The following is a 16817-nucleotide window of genomic DNA, read 5'->3' as shown; positions in this document are numbered from 1 at the left end:
TCTACATAGAAGTAGACACTGCCGTCATCCTAAGGTTTCACAGTTTATTCCGGTGCCGTGTATCGGATTGACCGATAGCAGGGTATAAATTGAGTTGCAATGGAACTAAGACACCTACGCTATTTCTGCGCCGTGGCGGAACAAGGCACATTTAGCAAAGCCAGCCGCATCCTGCATGTCTCGCAGTCCGCAATCAGCGAGCAGATCGCCGATCTGGAGCGCGAGATGGGCGGCCCATTGTTGGATCGGCAACCCCGCCAGACCCGCCTTACCCCGCATGGTGCCCTCTTCCTCGTCGAGGCTAGAAAGACCCTCCTTGCTGCCGAGCGCGCCATCGATGTTACCCGCCGCTCCATGCATGGCCAGATTGGCACCCTGGCGATCGGGTTCTTTCTCTGGGGTGCGGGCGACTTTTTCTCCCGCATCATTCGCGATTACCGGGAACTGCATCCCGATGTACGGCTATCCCTCTTTGAGATGCACGCCAATGTTCAGATGGACGCGCTGATCTCGGGCAAGATCGACGTAGGCTTCACCCGTCCGCTCGAGCCGCCCTTCGACCGCCTGCTCTGTGCGGAGCTTCTCTACCGCGATCCCATTGTCGTTGCGCTGCCGCGAAGCCATCCTCTCGCCGGTAAGACCATCCCCGTAGCCGCCCTCGCCGAAGAGCGCTTCGTCATGCTTGAGCGCGAGCAGAACCCGACGATCTTCGATAGCATCCTGGCGCTCTGTTCCGGGGCTGGCTTCTCGCCGGAGATCGCCCACCGCTCCCTCGGCTGGCCGAGCATCCTCACCCTCGTCGAGTCAGGGGAGGGCATCGCCCTCGTCCCCTCCGGCGTCCGCTATCTCGCCACCTCCGGCCTCGTCTTCTCCGAGCTCGAGCCGCAGGACACCCACGTCGGCATCTCCATCGCCTGGAACCCGGAGCGCGAGAGCCCCATCGTCCAGCAGTTCCTCGACCTCGTGCGCGAAAACAAAGACCAGATCCAGACGCGCCGAAACATCTGACGAAGCAGCGCTACTCTCCTTCGACGCCCTTGTGGCCCGCCAGCTTCTCAGGCATATCCGCCAGAACCCACGTCATCACCGCGAGCGATGCGACGTTCTTGCGGAACTCCTTCGGGTCCACCTTGTCCAGCGTATCCGCCTCTGTATGGTGCCAGTCGAAGTAGTGCGCCGCCGTCGTCACCTCGCCAAGCCCGGGCACGCCATCCTTCATCATCGGCGCAATATCCGAGCCGCCGCCGCCCTCCGTCACCTTGTCCGCGCCAATCGGCTTCAGCAGCGTACCAATCTGCTGTAGCAACTCCAGCGAATGCTGCTCCGCCGGTGCCAGCTTTGGCGGAGCAGCCTGCACAGCAGCGCCCGGAACCGCACGCCGCCGACCACCCACAGACCCGTACCCATAACCCACCGGAGCTTCAGCCCCACCATCCATCTCAATCGCCGCTACCTGCGTCGAGAGCTTGTCCCCAAGCATCTTTCGATACGCGATCCCCCCGGCATCGCCATTCTCCTCATTCACCCAGAACACCACACGGATCGTCCGCTTCGGCACCATCCCCAGCTTCTTGATCTCGGCGACCGCAGCCAGTGTCGCCATAATTCCCGAGCCGTCATCCTGAGCGCCCTGCCCCACATCCCACGAGTCGATATGCCCGCCCAGCACCACGATCTCCTCCGGATGCTCGCTCCCCACAATCTCGCCCATCACATTGCCGCTCTGCGCATCGGCATCCATGTGCGCCTCCATGTCGAGGTGGACCTTGACCGGCTGACCCTCCGCATACAACCGGCTCAGCATCATCGCGTCCTCAGGAGAAATAGCCGCCGCAGGAATCTTCGGCAGCTTCGGGTCATACTGCAGCGCACCCGTATGTGGAGTCTGCATCGCCAGCGGCGTAATCGACCGCACCAGCATCCCCACAGCCCCAAGCGCCGCTGCCTGTGAAGCTCCCGCCGCACGGTACATCACCGTCTTCCCATAGCCCTCGTAAGGCGCGTCGTACAAGACGATCTTTCCCTCGACGCCCTTACGGCCCAGCTTTGCCAGCGCCTCAAAGTTCGACACCACCACAACCTCGGCCGTAATTCCACCCACCTCTGTGCCGACGCTCATCCCAAGCCCCAGCATGTGCAGCGGCTTCTCAACCGGCGCAACGATCGATCCGGACTCCTTACCCCGCACCCACTTCGGCACCATCACCGGCTGTACCGTCACGTTGGTCAGACCCTCCTTCTTCATCAGGTCAGCGCTCCATGCAATGGCCCGCTCCAGCGGCTCACTTCCGCTGATCCGTTTTCCAATGTGATCGCAAAGGTAAGCGAGATTCGCATAGCCCTGACCATCCGCCAACGATGCTTCGATCAGCTTGTCTGCAGCAGGCTTATATTGATTCGCGATTACAGAGTCGCTCTGAGCATGTACCGCAAAAGGGCTGACGAGAAGAAGAGAGAACAGCAGACGAGCACGAATCAAGAAATTCTCCTTGGAGGCATGTGTATGAGACAAATTTGTTCGCAACGAATATCCACTACGATACCCCGATTCAACGTCCGTTCACACTCTGTTCAAGAAGCGTTCTCATACGACCCCTACCTTCAACCTATGCACATCATGAACGACGTCACACGGCAATCTCTTGCCGCGCTAGGCCAGCGCGTATTCCTCGGCATCGCGATTCTCGTCGCGGTCCTCCTCCTCGCCGCTCCAGTAGCTCACGCACAGTTCGATAACGGCAGCGCCGTCGGCACCATCCACGACGCCAGCGGAGCAGCGGTTCCCAACGCAACCGTCAAGATCACCAACACCGCCACCGCCATCAGCACCGAGACCACCACGAACGCAAGCGGCGACTATGAAGTCCCCACGCTCAAGGTCGGCGTCTACACCATCGCCGCCACGGCTCCGGGCTTTTCCGATACGGTCGCCCAGAATGTAACCGTCTCCGTCGGTGGTCGCACCCACATCGACCTGACGCTCAAAGTCGGCTCCGCCAGCACCACCGTCGAGGTCTCAGACGTCACGCTCCAGCTTGAGACGGAATCCAGCGAACGCGGCCAGACCATCACCAACTATCAGAGCGAAGCCCTCCCGCTCGTCAGTCGGAACTACTCCGATCTCCTCGGCCTCGTCACCGGCTCGCGCCAGGCGCCCACCGCCGCTACCACCAGCTCCATCAACTCCCTCGTCCGCGCCGGAGCCTACAACATCAACGGCCAGCGCAGCATGTTCAATAACTTCCTGCTGGATGGCCTCGATAACAACGCCTATGGCGAGAGCAACCAGGGCTTCGACAACCAGATCATCGCCGTCCCGCCAGACTCCGTCGCCCAGTTCCAGGTCGTCACCAACAACGAGAGTGCCGAGTTTGGCCGCTCCTCCGGGGCTACCATCAACGTCGCCTCAAACTCCGGCACCAACAAATACCACGCCACCCTCTACGAGTTCTTCCGCAACACCGACCTCAACGCCGCGGGCTTCTTCAAGCCCACCAGCACCGGCACCTCCGGCATCGTCGTCCCCTTCAAGAAGCCAACCTTCAATCGTAACCAGTACGGTGTCAACTTCGGCGGCCCCATCGTCGAGGACAAGCTCTTCTTCTTCCTCGATTACGAAGGCTTCCGCCAGGTCCTCAAGCCCCTCAGCGTCCTTACCCTCCCCACCCAGAACGAGCTGAATGGCGTCCTCGTCGCGCCCGTCCGCAACCCCCTCACCGGCAAGGTCTACGCCGCCGGCTCCACCATCCCCACCAGCGACATCAACCCCCTGTCGCGCCAGATCATCACCGCCTTCCGCCAGGTTCCCATCTCTCCCGTCCCCGGCGCACCCGGCACCGGACTTGCCCAGTTCAACTACGCCGTCCAGGTCCCGTTCACCGATAACTCCGACAAGGGCGACCTCCGTTTCGACTACCAGCAGAACCCCTCCACCTCCTGGTTCCTCCGCGTCAGCGACCGCAAGGAGAACGCCCTCAATTCGCCAGCCCTCCCCCTGCCTCTCGACGGTCAGACCAACGGCAAGATCCGCGTCCTCGATCAGCAGGCCGTCCTCGGCTTCACCCGCCTCTTCGGCTCCGACAAGGTTCTCGACGCCCGCGTAGGTCTCTCCCGCACCAAGGCCGGTAAGTTCTCCACCTCGATCGGCAGCACGTCCTTCAACATCCCCGGCCTCCCCACCGACCCTTCCGTCTCCGGCGGCCTCCCCACCACCACCATCAACGGCTTCACCGGCTTCGGTCGTCAAAGCACCAACCCCCAGTTCCAGAACCCCGCCCTGCTCGACCCCAAAATCAACTTCACCTACGTCAAGGGTCGGCACTCCATGAAGTTCGGCTACGAGTACGAGCATGTCTGGATGGCCGTTAGCGACAACAACCCGCTCTTCGGCTCCTTTACCTACGGCGGCGGTTACAGCGCATGCCCCGCAGGCACCATCATCCCCGGCGTCGGAACCTGTAGTGCCGCTGCAGGCACACCGGCCGCTCTCAGCTCCGCCGCCGTCTCCGATACCTTCTGGGCAGACTTCCTCTTCGGCACCACCAGTGGCTACTCCGCCGCGAACGTCTTCACCACCCATCTCCGTCAGACCTTCCACAGCGCCTACGCGCAGGATGACTGGAAGGCCCTTCCCAACCTGACCCTCAACCTCGGCCTGCGCTGGGAGTATGGCTCGCCCTACGCCGAGCAGAACAACTTCGTCTCGAACTTCGATCCCATCTCGCAGACCGTCCTCACCACTACCCCCGGTGCCACCGGAGCAGCCATCACCTCGGTCTCCCCGTCCGGCGGTGTCTACAACAGCACCCTCGTCAATCCAGACCTCAACGACTTCGCCCCACGCGCTGGTTTCGCCTACGCCCCGGATGGCAAGACCGCGATCCGCGGCGGCTTTGGCATGAGCTTCGTCCACTACACCCGCGCCGGTTCAGGCGACATCCTCGGCATCAACGCACCACAGGCGCTCTTCGTCGCCGTCAACCAGAACAACCTCAAACCCACGCCTACAAACCACTGCACCGGCTCACCCACCGTCGCGCAGATCGGCAACGTAGCCGGCGGCTGCTACGTCTCCGCCGAGCAGGGCTTCCCAACCGGCCTCACCACCACCTTCAACCCGCTTACCGATAACGTCACCTATGTTCCTCGCAACACCCGCGACAGCTACGTCGAAAGCTACTTCCTAAGCGTCCAGCGCGAGCTTGCCAAGAACACCCGCCTCGACATAGCCTACGTCGGCAATCACAGCCTCAAGCTGCAGGGCTTCATCAACGCCAATCAGCTCAATCCGGCCGTCGGCTTCGCGCAGGCAAACCGCCCCTTCCCGAAGTTCTCGGACATCACTGAAGCCCTGAACGAGTTCTCCGGCAACTACAACTCGCTGCAGGTTCGCTACGAGCAGCGCTTCGTCGCCGGTCTCACCGTCCTCAACTCCTTCACTTGGTCGCAGGCACTCGACCAGACCAGCGCCTCTCTCGAAGGCAACACCCCATCCGTTCAGGATGCCAACAACCTCCGCGCGGACTATGGACAGTCGGACTACAACCTTCCCATTGCGAACATCACCAGCCTCATCTACGAGCTACCGGTCGGCCACGGCCGTCGCTTCCTCTCTACCTCGAACGGCTTCGTCGATGCCGCTCTGGGCGGCTGGCAGCTCTCCACAATCAACACCATGCAGTCCGGAACGCCGTTCAACCTCACCTACTCCCCGGCCGCAACGAACTCCGTCTCTCCCACCATCTCCAACAGCTTCCGCGGCGCAAACCTGTATCGCCCAAACGTCAACCCGGGCGTCAAGCAGATCCTGAACACACAGATCGCCAGCAGTGGCTTCATCCAGTACGTCAACCCCGCCGCCTTCGCCCTCCCCGGCACCACTGCTAACGGCGTCCTGCAGAGCCCCTTCGGCAACGCAGCCCGCAACCCACTCCGCAACACGCCCTTCTACCAGACCGACCTCTCGCTCAACAAGCGGTTCACCACCCCGGTCGAGGGTCTCAAGGTCGAGTTCCGTACCGAGTTCTACAACATCCTCAACCACACCAACCTCTACCTGCCCTCTACCATCGGTGGAACCAACGGCGCCAACGCCAGCACGGGTGGCATCATCAGCAGCACCTTCGAGCCCCGTATCATCCAGTTCGGGCTGAAGGTCCTCTATTAGAGAGACCTTTTATTTTCTTTCTGGAGTCCAAAGTCTTGAAAGAAGGTGGCTTAGGTCTGGACTTGACTACGTAGTCAGTCCAGCCTGGGCGGCCTGATTTGGATTATGAAGGGTGTTTCGCGGTCGAGTTTGTCAACTTCCTCAGCTTTATTTTCGGGGCTTGCTGATAAAACCTCTGGCGTTGGTTCCGGGTGTTTTCGAGCGTTTTGATATTTTTTCTATAAGTCCAAAGTCTTCATAACTATGTACTTAGGTCTGGACTTGATTCGTGCCAAGTGAACTTCAGGCTGGATGGGTGGGGGTCCTAGGAGTCAAGTTTGTCAAGTTGTGCGGGGATTGTTTTGGGTAGCGTGACGTGGAGACAGACGCGGGTTCTCGTCGAGTTGACCACTAGAAGAGCAAGGGCAACCGTAGGTCCTTGGACTCGCTCAGGATGACAGGTTGGGGCTGAGGTTAGAGGATAGCTGCAACACTCAGACCTCTAATAATGCTTCAACCTGCTGGAGGCTGGGCATCGACGGAATAGCTCCAGGAACCGTTGTTGAGAGTGCCGCTGCCGCAGCAGCGACCTGGGCCGCTCTGAAGGGATCATGTAATCGCAGCAACGAAGCCGCAAACGCTCCGTTGAACGCATCCCCTGCCGCCGTCGTATCCACCGCCTCCACTACAAACGGACGGACCCACCGCTGCTCCTTCGCGGTAGCCACGTAAGCCCCCCGCGCCCCAAGCTTCAGCACCACCCCGTCCACCCCCAGGTCTAGAAAGTGCCCTGCGACCTTAAGCAAAGCAGGCTCTTCCGCCCCGATCAGATCACGCCCGGTCAGAGCAAGCACCTCACTCTCATTCGGGGTAAGCCACGCGACTTTGCTGAGCAGCGCCGCCGATAATCCCTGAGCCGGAGCTGGGTCAAGCATGAAGGGAATCGAGGCCTCTGCACAAAGCTTCGCCAGGTGCTCGACAGCATCCATCGGAATCTCAAGCTGCGCTAGCACTATGCCTGCCTCATGGATAGTTGGCCACCAGCCGTCGATGTCGTTCGGTCCGATGGTCCCATTGGCCCCCGGAACGATAACGATCGAGTTCTCACCGCTCGCCACCGTCGTGATCAAGGCCGTGCCCGTGCTTCCCGGGACGCTTCCAACCCCGCTCACGTCGACGCCCGCAGCCTCCAGGTCGCCAATCAATCGAGACCCGAAACCATCATCGCCAACACGCCCAAAGAGCTGCGTTGGATAGCCAAGCCGCGCCGAAGCCGCCGCCTGATTCGCACCCTTCCCGCCGGAAACCACCCGAAAGCTTTTTCCCAGCATTGTCTCGCCGGGAGTAACAAACCGCTCGGCCACAACTACCAGGTCTACGTTCAGGCTGCCGACGACAATCACCGGCTTAGCTGTAGTCATAGGCACGCCTCAGCGACCGCTTGCATGAGGTGCGACCTCATCCGGCGCAAGCACCGGGAAGGCTGTGATCCGCAGCTTTGCCGCAGCGTAGGGAATCAACTCCAACAAGCTCCGTGGCTGCGAACTACTCACCGGACTCTGAGGCAGAGGCCCAGCCGAGTTCTCATCCACAGTCCAACCCGGCAGCAGCCTGCCTTCTACCGTCATCTCGACAGGAGGCGTCTTCGCGCTGAACGGCACCGAACCAAGCGGCATCTCGTGCACCGTGAGGCTCTTCGCAGGAGCAGCAGCGTTCAACTCCAAAGCATAGTTCCACGGCGTATCCGACTTGAGCTGCCAGTCCGCCGACATCTCGCCATGCTGCGCCAGCTTGTTCCAGTCCGTATCCATCTTCAACGAGAACAGCAGCGGCCCACGTTCCACAGCCGCCGACTGGTGATACCAGCGCGTGACACGAGGCTGCATAGGCAACGTGAGATCGACCCGAGCCCCATCCTTCCACACGCGCCGGATCGCATGGAAGGAACACGTATCTACTTTTCCGGCAGCCTGTAGACGCCCGTCAAAAGTGTCCCTTACACAGACTGGCTCGACCTCCTGCGCGGGCCCACCATTGATCGACAGCGTCATCGAGTCCGCCCATCCCGGAATCCGCACTACGACCGGCAACTCAATCGCCCGTGGAGTATGAATCGTAAAGTGAATCGAGCCACGGAATGGGTACTCGGTCTCCTCATCCACGCTGAAGCTTTGCAGCTTCCTGTCGTGTCCAGGCAGGTCGACACGCACATGGCTTGGAGCGTAGGCCGTCGCCACTAGTCCACCATCGCGAGTCGCCATCCAAAGGCTCCCGGTGAATTTAGGCCAGCCCTGGTGCATGTTCGCCGTGCAACATCCAAAGTGTGGCTCCAACCCGAACAAGTTGGAATCTGGTCCATTCGTGCTCCATTGCCGCTCGCCTCGCGTGCAGGATATCTGGTTCGGCTGCTGGTCATACTGATGCGACCACATGTCATCCGAGATCGTCCCGGGCAGCGCGTTGAATGCGACGCGCTCCAGCCGATCGGCAAAGCGCGCATCGCCCATCACCGCAAGATTCTCCTCCCACGAGAACATGCTCTCGACCACCGTACACAGCTCAACACCTTGCGAAGGATTGTCGCCGGACAGATGCTCGTCGCCCGAGTACATCCCGTTTGGAAGCAGGTGATACTTCTCGAGATCGCCAATCTGTTCATAGAGGGCGTGCTTGTCACCCGCGTCCCTGGTCATCAGCCAACTCAGCGGCGAAGCCTTCAGAGCCATCGCATTGTTGACCCCATGCGCCTGCATCGCCCGCTCTGGATTGTTGTGCATCCCCTGGTCAAAGCCCAGTGACTCACGCGTCTGCTTACCCTTGAATTGAAAGTCCGCGAAGCTGGCCTTCCAGTCAAAGCCCTGCGTCCGTAGCAGGTTCGCCAGCTTCAGCAGCTTTGGGTCACCATTGCGGTTATAGAGCCACAGCACCGTAAGCGCATTGTCCTGCCATCGATATCTTCCCCAGCTTTCGAGCGGTCGTTTCGGCAGCTCTCGCAGCTCGAAGTCAAAGTAGCGTGCCATCAGCGGCTCGACACGCGGATCACCAGTCACCTCAGCGTATTGAGTCAGTACCTTCAGCATGACCATGCGCGGCCACCAGTCGTCATTGCTCTTAGGGCCTATTTGCCCGCTCGGTTGTTGATGTTCAAGCGTCCAGTTCATCCATTGATCCGCCTTGCCGATCAGCTTCGCGTCGTGTAGTTCATATGCCAGCGGCAGCAGACCATCAACGAAGTAAGGACCACGCTCCCATGCCTCGCCATCGCCGCCAAGCCACGCGCTCTTCGCGCTGACATCCGCCCAGAACTCGTCCAGATGACCGGTCAACCCATTCGCCTGAATGTGTAGTTGATCCGCCAGCCAGCCTCTCGGTTCAATCGCGCCAAGCGGCAAGGGATCGTAGGCATTCGCTGCCAACGGAGCACGATTCGCTACAACTGCTCGCTGCGGCTTCAGCTCGCCTGTAGTCTGCGCAACCGCGCTTACATCCAAGATCACTGCCATGGCGAGCAGCCCCAATCCACATCCCATCATCATTGACAACTCCAGATATGTTGACCTACTTCGAAAGAGGGATCTCAATGAGCGTCACGCTGGCATTGGGAAAGGTATGGCTGAACGTAGCCTGTACGGTTTCATTATGCACAATTGGAATGATGCGATTTGGCTCCTCTTCATCGTTCTCGGTCAGGATATTCTCCGATGTGAGCGTAGTCACCTTCGCCATACCCCCGGCGATGCCGAGAGCCGTAAGATCAATCGTCGCTGTTTCAGGTCGGACCAGGTGGCGATTCACACACATCAGCAGCAGCTTGCTCTTATCTTCGGATACGGTAGCAACCACATCGAGATACGGCACCTCCGCAATCTCTGGCAGTCGATTTACACCACGCTTGATCGAGTATGTCGGCGATGTCGTCGAGACGGTGAGAAGAGTATGTGGCTTCGCGCTCGCAAGCGTGCGTAGCACCCAGTAAGCCGGTGCTCCATACACCTGCCCGCGCTTCTTCCAGATGCCCCCAAACTCGAGGATTCCCGTCATGTCGGAGATGCTTACGGTGTCAGCGTTCCGCATCACCATATTCAGGAATCCAGCCGCAAACAGAGCGCCACCCATGTTCGTATAGTTAGGGCCTGTATGGTCATTCGAGATCATCAACCACTCGGTGAAGGCTACTCGCGCATCCGGATGGCCAGCCTCTCCGGCCTGCTGCTTGATGGCTCGCATGCGCTCTGCAAGCCCCCACGGCAGCGCCAGAGCCGCCATCGTTCGGAACTCGCTCGACGCATGAGGCATCTGTACGGCATCGTTGACGACGAAGTGTGTTGAAAGAAAGTTGAAGGTTCCTGCCGGATTACTGAGCTGCTTCGCGTTCCAATCACGATAGGAATCCTCGTCACCGCCCGTAGCAATCAGCACGGCTCGTGGATCAACCTTGCGGATAGCCTGGCTGTAGCTCAGCGTCAGGGGAGCAACGCGGGTAATCGTCGGATAGCCGGTCTGGAAGTCGCCCCATAGCTCGTTGCCCATCTCCCAGAGCAGCCCACCCTTGTGGCGCTCCCAATGCTGGTCGATATAGTGAACCCACTCGCCAGCCTGTGCCGGTGTACCCGTTCCGAGATTGAGCGCCACCTGTGGTTGCGAATGGATCAGCTCGCAGAAGCGAAGAAACTCGTCCGTTCCGAAGGTGTTGTACTCGGGAATGCCCCACGAGAGGTTGAGCTTTGAGACGCGTTTGTCGAGCGGCCCGATGCCGTCGTGCCAGTCATACGCGGAAGTGAAGTTGCCACCGAATCGTAGCACCGGCGAATGAAGCTCCCGAGCCATGTCAATCACCTCTGGATCCATACCGTCGACCGCATCGGCCGGATTGAGCGACACATTATCTACCTGGATCCGCGCTTCGTTCGTGATCGAAAGCACAAGGTCCACGGGTTCAAGTCGCTCCACAGTGTTCGGTTTTAGATCAAGGGAGAACATGTACTTCTTCCACTCGGCAGAGGTGGCCTGGATGCTGGCTGAAGCAAGTATCTGGTCGGGATGAGCGTGGCGCCGCAGCGTCAGCGATACCGCATCGCCACCCTGTACATGCTTCACCCACAGGCTGCCTTTGTAGCTCAACTCTCGCTGTACCGGCAGATAAACCTCCTGGAGGATACCGACCTCTTTATCCGGCATGGCCATGATCAGCACGGACTGTGCCGAGTTTGCAGCATCGCCTCGCACCGGCAGATAGCGTGCGCCTTGAGACTGATCGAGCGGCTGCCACGGAAGAGGTAATCCAAGCTGCGACGCGCGACGTAACTCCGGGTGCGCGTGCAACATGGAATCGACGTTGCCTGCCGACCACAAACCTTCTTCAAAGCTCGGATTTTCGACTGCGTCCGCCCAGAGGCCGCCGTATGTCGAGTGACCGATAGGTTCGAGAAAGCTCCCGAACAACATCGGGGAGATCACCTGCTCCGTTGCAGGCCGGGTTACCCTGATCGCAATAGGTGCAGTCGCGATGGGCGCTGATTCTGTCATCTGCGCGCAGAGCGGGCCAGCAATGGCGATGCAGATCGTCGCTAGCAATAAGGAGTTTGTGAATCCAGGCCGTAGGTGAAAGTAGGTCGTGCGCATGATGCCTCCGTTACTGTGGGCCGTGCCATTCTAAAGCCGGAGGCAGACAGCCACGCGACAGGAAAACCGCAGCAAGTACTACGGCTGAGTTTGAGGACGAGCTGGCGCCTGCTGTGCCGCGGCCAGCTGTGTCGCGAGGGTCAGCTCGCGATCCGAAGCTTCCTTGTCGCCCAGGCGTGCAAGCGTCAGCCCGAGATAATAGTGAGCCGGCTGATAGTCTGGAGAGCTTTGAACGGCAGCCATAAGCTGATCACGTGCGATGGCGAACTCCTTCGCACGATATGAGACGATGCCCATCCCGGTGAGGGCTCCACCATGATGCGCATCGCGCTTCAACGTTTTTTCAAACAGTAGCCGGGATTCCGCATCTCGATGTGCGTCAAGGTCCATCTGGCCGAGTTGGTAATACGATTCGCTTTGAGCGGGTTGAAGTTCGATCGAGGTCTGAAACTCAGTTCGAGCCTCTTCAAGCCGTTGCTCCATATACAGTAGATGTCCAAGCCCAAAGTGCGCTGTAGCGTCGTCCGGTTTAGCCTGGAGATACTCCCGCATATGCGCCTCGGCGGACGGGAATTGCTGGCGATCTGTCTCAACCCGGGCGAGCGCATACGTCGCAGTGAGGTCACCGGGTTTTAGCTTCAACGCGTTGACAAGGACTTCCTGAGCCAGCGGAAGCTGATGTACGAATTGCGCCTGGATGCCTAGGTCTGTCAGCAATGTCGGATCGTCGGGCAGATATTCTCGGGCATGCTGAAGACAACCCAACGCCGCCTCCTGGTTTCCCTCGCGTCTCGCCTGGAGCGCAAGCGCGACCGAAGCAGCAAGCTCATTTCGACGCGCTTCTTCATCATGCATGTTGAGTGAAAGAATGGCCTCATAATGTTCCATTGCCTCTGGGTATCTATGTTGACTGAGGAGCATGTTGCCCAACTTAAGGTTGTCAGAGGGGGCGTCGGCACTCGCCTGCCTGGACGCTTCGAAAAGAGCAGCCTGCGAAAAACCGGCGATGCCTAAAGGCATCGCCGGTAGTAGAAGTGCAAACGCTGCTATAAATACAGGATTCATCTGTTCTGGTTAGAACTGCACCCGAGCCGTTAGCTGAAGGCTGCGCGCACCGTTGATGACCCCGCTAGGCACACCAAATGTGGAATCGTAGGGGTTCAGGTCGGGCGTCGAAAAGACATGCCGGTTGAAGGCATTCAGTGCTTCCACCTTGAGGATGAGTGTTTTGTTGTCGCCGATTGGCGTCTTCTTCAGGAAGCTGAAGTCTTCGTTTGTGTAGAGATAGTTGCGAGCTTCGCCGGTAACCCGCGGGACGTTTCCGAACTCGAAGTCTCCGTTATCGCAATTAGGGGTTGCCGCGTCCGGAGCGCAGGCCACCTTGGCCCGCAGGACACGATTTGCACTCTCATTCTGGCTATAGAGTGCGGGTGTCGGCTGCAGTGCAGAGTAGGCCGCATTATCTCTTCTAAACAGACCATTGAACTCACTATCGACGTTGGGATCGGGAGCGGGAAGGTTGCCGCCTGCATAAAGTTGACGGAAGGGGTTGATCTTGCCATGACGTGCATTGCTCTTCAGTTGGGAGCCCGGAAGGCGTGTGAACTTGATGCAGTTCTGGAAGCCCGGGATGCCATCCGCGCAGCCAAAGGAGGTCGGCTGTCCGGACTGGTAGCGCTGAACGCCACCAAGCTCGAAGCCGCTGATCAGCGAGACAAGCACGGGGTTTCCATGGTTCAGGAAATGCTTGTTCTTACCGAATGGCAGTTGATAGAGGTAGCTCACGACAAACGTGTGAGGAATGTCCTGGTTGGAGAGCGACTTTTGACTCTTCGAGTCTGCCGGGTCCTGATCCTGAGCCACACCGTTCGTTACGTTGATCGCAGAGTCCGCATTCGTAATCGTCTTCGACCACGTATACGATGCCTGCAGGTTCAACCCTTGCGAGAAGCGACGTTCGACCGAAACGATCAACGCTTCATACGAGGAGTGACCTACGTTCTGTAGACAGCAGTCTGTGGCAATGAAGTCATACTGCGGGAAAGGACGGAGCGCTTGCACATAAGCAGCGTTCTGGTTGAAAGCGGCATAAGGAGCCTTGGTGCCCTGTGCAGGAGCGCTGAAGTTGAATTGCCGTGACAGGATGTCGCCTAGAGCAAAGGTAGCCTTAGAACTGTTGTTGATGTTTTCTTCCGAAGACTTCAGGTGGGCCCCTGACGAACCGAGATACCCAACTGTCATGATCAAGTCCTTAGCAAGTTCCTGCTGGATTTGCAGGTTCCACTGATTGACCTGGGCCGGTCGTCCGTACGAAGACTTGATGTAGTTGCTGAAAGCGACAGGAGCTGCAGAGTTGCCGTTGTCATAGTAGCCAGGATCCAGGTTCGTGCCGACCGTATAAGGATTGAGCCCGTTGTCGATCCTGTACGAGGCATCGAAGCCATTGGTGTTCTGGTTGATGGGATTCGAGTACCCGGTGATTGTCGAGCCGCCGAAGTCGCTGTATTGCAGTGGGCCATAGAGGGTCGAGAAACCTCCGCGCAGCACTGACTTACCGGCACTGTTCGGCAACGTGTACGCAAAGCCAATGCGCGGCGCGAAATCTTTGAACCAGGTTGCAGCCCATCGCTTGTTGCAGTTAGTGCAGTTCGTTCCGAAGATCAACGCGCCCGGCAGACCGCTCTTTGGATCAATCGCCGTCTCACTGAAGTTTGAAGTGCTGTTCGTTGCTTCCTTGCGGGGCTGGTCGACATCGTACCGGAGGCCGATATTCAGCACGAGATTGTTGCTTACCTTGAAGTCGTCCTGAACGAATCCTGCGTAGTACGCAGAGATCCATCGTGGCTGGTGTGACGGGATCGTCGTGCCTGCCGAGTCAAAGTTGCCAAGCAGGAAGCTTGCCAGACCGAGGCCAGTCCCATTCAGAGTGGGGCCACTAAAGGCCGCTTTCGTCTGATTGCCATCGAAGTTGAAGTAACCGTTGATCTGGTCATTCGCCAGCGCAGAGTACTGCTGATATCGGTAGTCAAAGCCGAACTTGAAGCTGTTACGGCCTTTCTGCCAGCTCACGGAGTCATTCAAACGAATGCCGTTGTCGATGTTGTCCCCAAGCTGGTTGCGGCTCAACGTCTGCTCGCCCGAAATATTGATTACCGGAAAACCAGTCACGATGTTGGGAATTCCGAGTTGCTGAGCATAGTTGACGCCGCTCAATGCCTCGATTGAACCATTGATCGAATTGGAGCGATTGAATCCCAGATTAAGGTGATTCAGGACCGAAGGACTAAAGATGTGATCCCATCCTGCACGGCCGAAGTGTGTGATGAAGTCCTGCGTTTGCACACTAGGATCGACGGGGGCTGGAAGGGTCAGAAAGGTTGGGCTGTGACGTGTGTTCTCGCGCGAATTATACGAGCCGTAGACTTTATCGTTCGCACCGATCGAGTGGTCGATACGAACAGTGTAGGTAGTGTTGTTGATCGGGGAGGAAGACCGGAGTGAGTAGTTGTTTGTCAAGGCGTTATTCGTCGGCAGGGGGTAATACGCCAGGATCTTCGAAGCAAGCGGGCTGAAACGAGCCTGCGGAATTACATTCAGTTTTCCATTCGTGATGAACGGAGAGCGACATTGTGTGCCATTGACCGTGCGCGTCGTAGCAGGATCGAAGATTTCACCATTTTGAATAGCCGAACCGTCGCACGCGCTGTTCTGCTTGGTTGGGCCGCCAATCAACTGATCTGAAAAATCGCCACCACGTTCAGCGAGCGTTGGGACGGTGCTCGTTGCAACGCCGCCTAGGGTCTGGCGGAACTGCTCCCACGCAAAGAAGAAAAAGCTCTTGTCTTTGCCGTTGTAGACATGGGGGATGAAGACCGGGCCGCCAAATGAACCACCAAAGTCATTCTGCTTATCGCTGGGACGAGCGTTGTTGTTGTAATCCGTCAGGTCATTGATGGACTTGTAGTAAGCCTGACGGCCATTGTTGAACCATTGATTTGCATCGAGGGCATCATTTCGGAAGATATCGAAGGCGGTGCCGTGGAATGAGTTCGTACCGGATTTGGTTACAAAGTTTTCGATGCCGCCGGTCGTACGACCAAATTCTGCAGCCGGTGTGCTCGTGGTGATCTTGAACTCGGCAATTGCTTCGACGGAGGGAGCTTCTTCGTCAAAGGATGAGCCATTTTCAGAGCGAGTCTGGCTGGCACCGTCGAGTAGCACTTCATTGCCGAAGTTTTGGCCACCGCCAATCTTCGAGATGAAGACACCATTGTTGCTGTTTCCTGTGCCAGGACCCGCAGTACCTGGAATCAAAAATACGAAGGACTCAGCCGAGCGCATCGCGCCGACGCCGCCAAGTGCAAGCGGTAGATCCACAATCTGCTGCGTCGTCACCGTACCGCCGACTTCAGAGGATTGCGTTTCGACCGAAGGTGCGTCCGATGCTACCGTGATCGTGTCGCTGGCCCCACCGATGGTCAGATGAACGTCGAAGGCTGTTACGGTTCCGACGCGTACCTCAACGCCGGTATTAATGATCGGTTTAAATCCTGTTGCAGTCGTAGTAATCGTATACCGACCGAGGCTGATTGAAGGAAAGCGATAGCTGCCTGAACTCGTGGATGTACTGCTATACACGGAACCGGTCGCTTCATTCTTTGCGGAGATTGCAGCGTTGGCAATCTCGGCACCGGTGCTGTCAAGGACAGTTCCAGCCAACTGGCCTTCATTTGTCTGTGCCATGGCTAGAGAGGCAACGAAGCTGAAAACAACTGCGATGAACGCTAATACGATCCTGCTCAGTGAAATGCGGTTCTTCACGTCTTCCTCCAAAGTGTTGCGGTAGGCCCAAGGTGCGGCGGTGTGCGTAATCTGCCGGTTCGTTGTCACGCAGTTACATCCGGATTCTTCGATCCTGAAATGTAAACGGTAACAATCTCGAACACGGAAGATATTAGGCTTGTGGAAAAAGCTTTGTCAAGAGATGCTCCGTCTTACGGTAGGCGGTCTCCTCAACCTTTTGGTGGAGTGGGTGCCGGACCATCAGGTC

8 protein-coding genes are annotated in these 16817 nt (G+C 58.3%); 2 read left to right on the top strand and 6 right to left on the bottom strand.

Annotation, left to right across the window (positions count from 1 at the left end):
• The first annotated feature begins 99 nt into the window (after nucleotides 1-99).
• Nucleotides 100-1008: a LysR family transcriptional regulator gene (locus OHL20_RS05925; protein WP_263382278.1), complete on the top strand. Its 909-nt coding sequence runs from the start codon at nucleotides 100-102 to the stop codon at nucleotides 1006-1008.
• Between the two features lie 10 nt (nucleotides 1009-1018).
• On the opposite strand, the gene OHL20_RS05920 is transcribed toward OHL20_RS05925, so the two are convergent.
• Nucleotides 1019-2479, bottom strand: coding sequence for a M20/M25/M40 family metallo-hydrolase (locus tag OHL20_RS05920; protein WP_263382277.1), 1461 nt, complete (start codon nucleotides 2477-2479; stop codon nucleotides 1019-1021).
• A 138-nt stretch (nucleotides 2480-2617) separates the two neighbouring features.
• Here OHL20_RS05920 and OHL20_RS05915 point away from each other — a divergent pair, with 138 nt between their 5' ends.
• Entirely contained in the window at nucleotides 2618-6166 is a 3549-nt protein-coding gene (locus tag OHL20_RS05915; RefSeq protein WP_263382276.1) for a TonB-dependent receptor, read from the top strand.
• A gap of 473 nt (nucleotides 6167-6639) precedes the next feature.
• Here the strand turns inward: OHL20_RS05915 and OHL20_RS05910 are convergent, their stop codons facing one another.
• The 5 genes from OHL20_RS05910 to OHL20_RS05890 form a co-directional block, all read right to left on the bottom strand.
• Nucleotides 6640-7566 (bottom strand): ribokinase, encoded by a 927-nt coding sequence (locus tag OHL20_RS05910; protein ID WP_263382275.1) that lies wholly within the window; start codon nucleotides 7564-7566, stop codon nucleotides 6640-6642.
• A 9-nt stretch (nucleotides 7567-7575) separates the two neighbouring features.
• Nucleotides 7576-9681, bottom strand: coding sequence for a glycoside hydrolase family 127 protein (locus tag OHL20_RS05905; RefSeq protein WP_263382274.1), 2106 nt, complete (start codon nucleotides 9679-9681; stop codon nucleotides 7576-7578).
• Nucleotides 9682-9703: 22 nt separating this feature from the next.
• Nucleotides 9704-11767: an alpha-L-arabinofuranosidase C-terminal domain-containing protein gene (locus tag OHL20_RS05900; RefSeq protein ID WP_263382273.1), complete on the bottom strand. Its 2064-nt coding sequence runs from the start codon at nucleotides 11765-11767 to the stop codon at nucleotides 9704-9706.
• A gap of 78 nt (nucleotides 11768-11845) precedes the next feature.
• Nucleotides 11846-12832, bottom strand: a complete 987-nt coding sequence (locus OHL20_RS05895) for a tetratricopeptide repeat protein (RefSeq protein WP_263382272.1) — start codon at nucleotides 12830-12832, stop codon at nucleotides 11846-11848.
• Nucleotides 12833-12841: 9 nt separating this feature from the next.
• Nucleotides 12842-16657: a TonB-dependent receptor gene (locus OHL20_RS05890; RefSeq protein ID WP_263382271.1), complete on the bottom strand. Its 3816-nt coding sequence runs from the start codon at nucleotides 16655-16657 to the stop codon at nucleotides 12842-12844.
• Nucleotides 16658-16817 lie beyond the last annotated feature (160 nt).

Source organism: Granulicella arctica (assembly GCF_025685605.1).
In the GTDB taxonomy this organism is placed as follows: Bacteria; Acidobacteriota; Terriglobia; order Terriglobales; family Acidobacteriaceae; genus Edaphobacter; species Edaphobacter arcticus.
The sequence above is the reverse complement of the archived record's forward strand: the minus strand, read 5'-3'. Positions and strand labels throughout refer to the sequence as shown.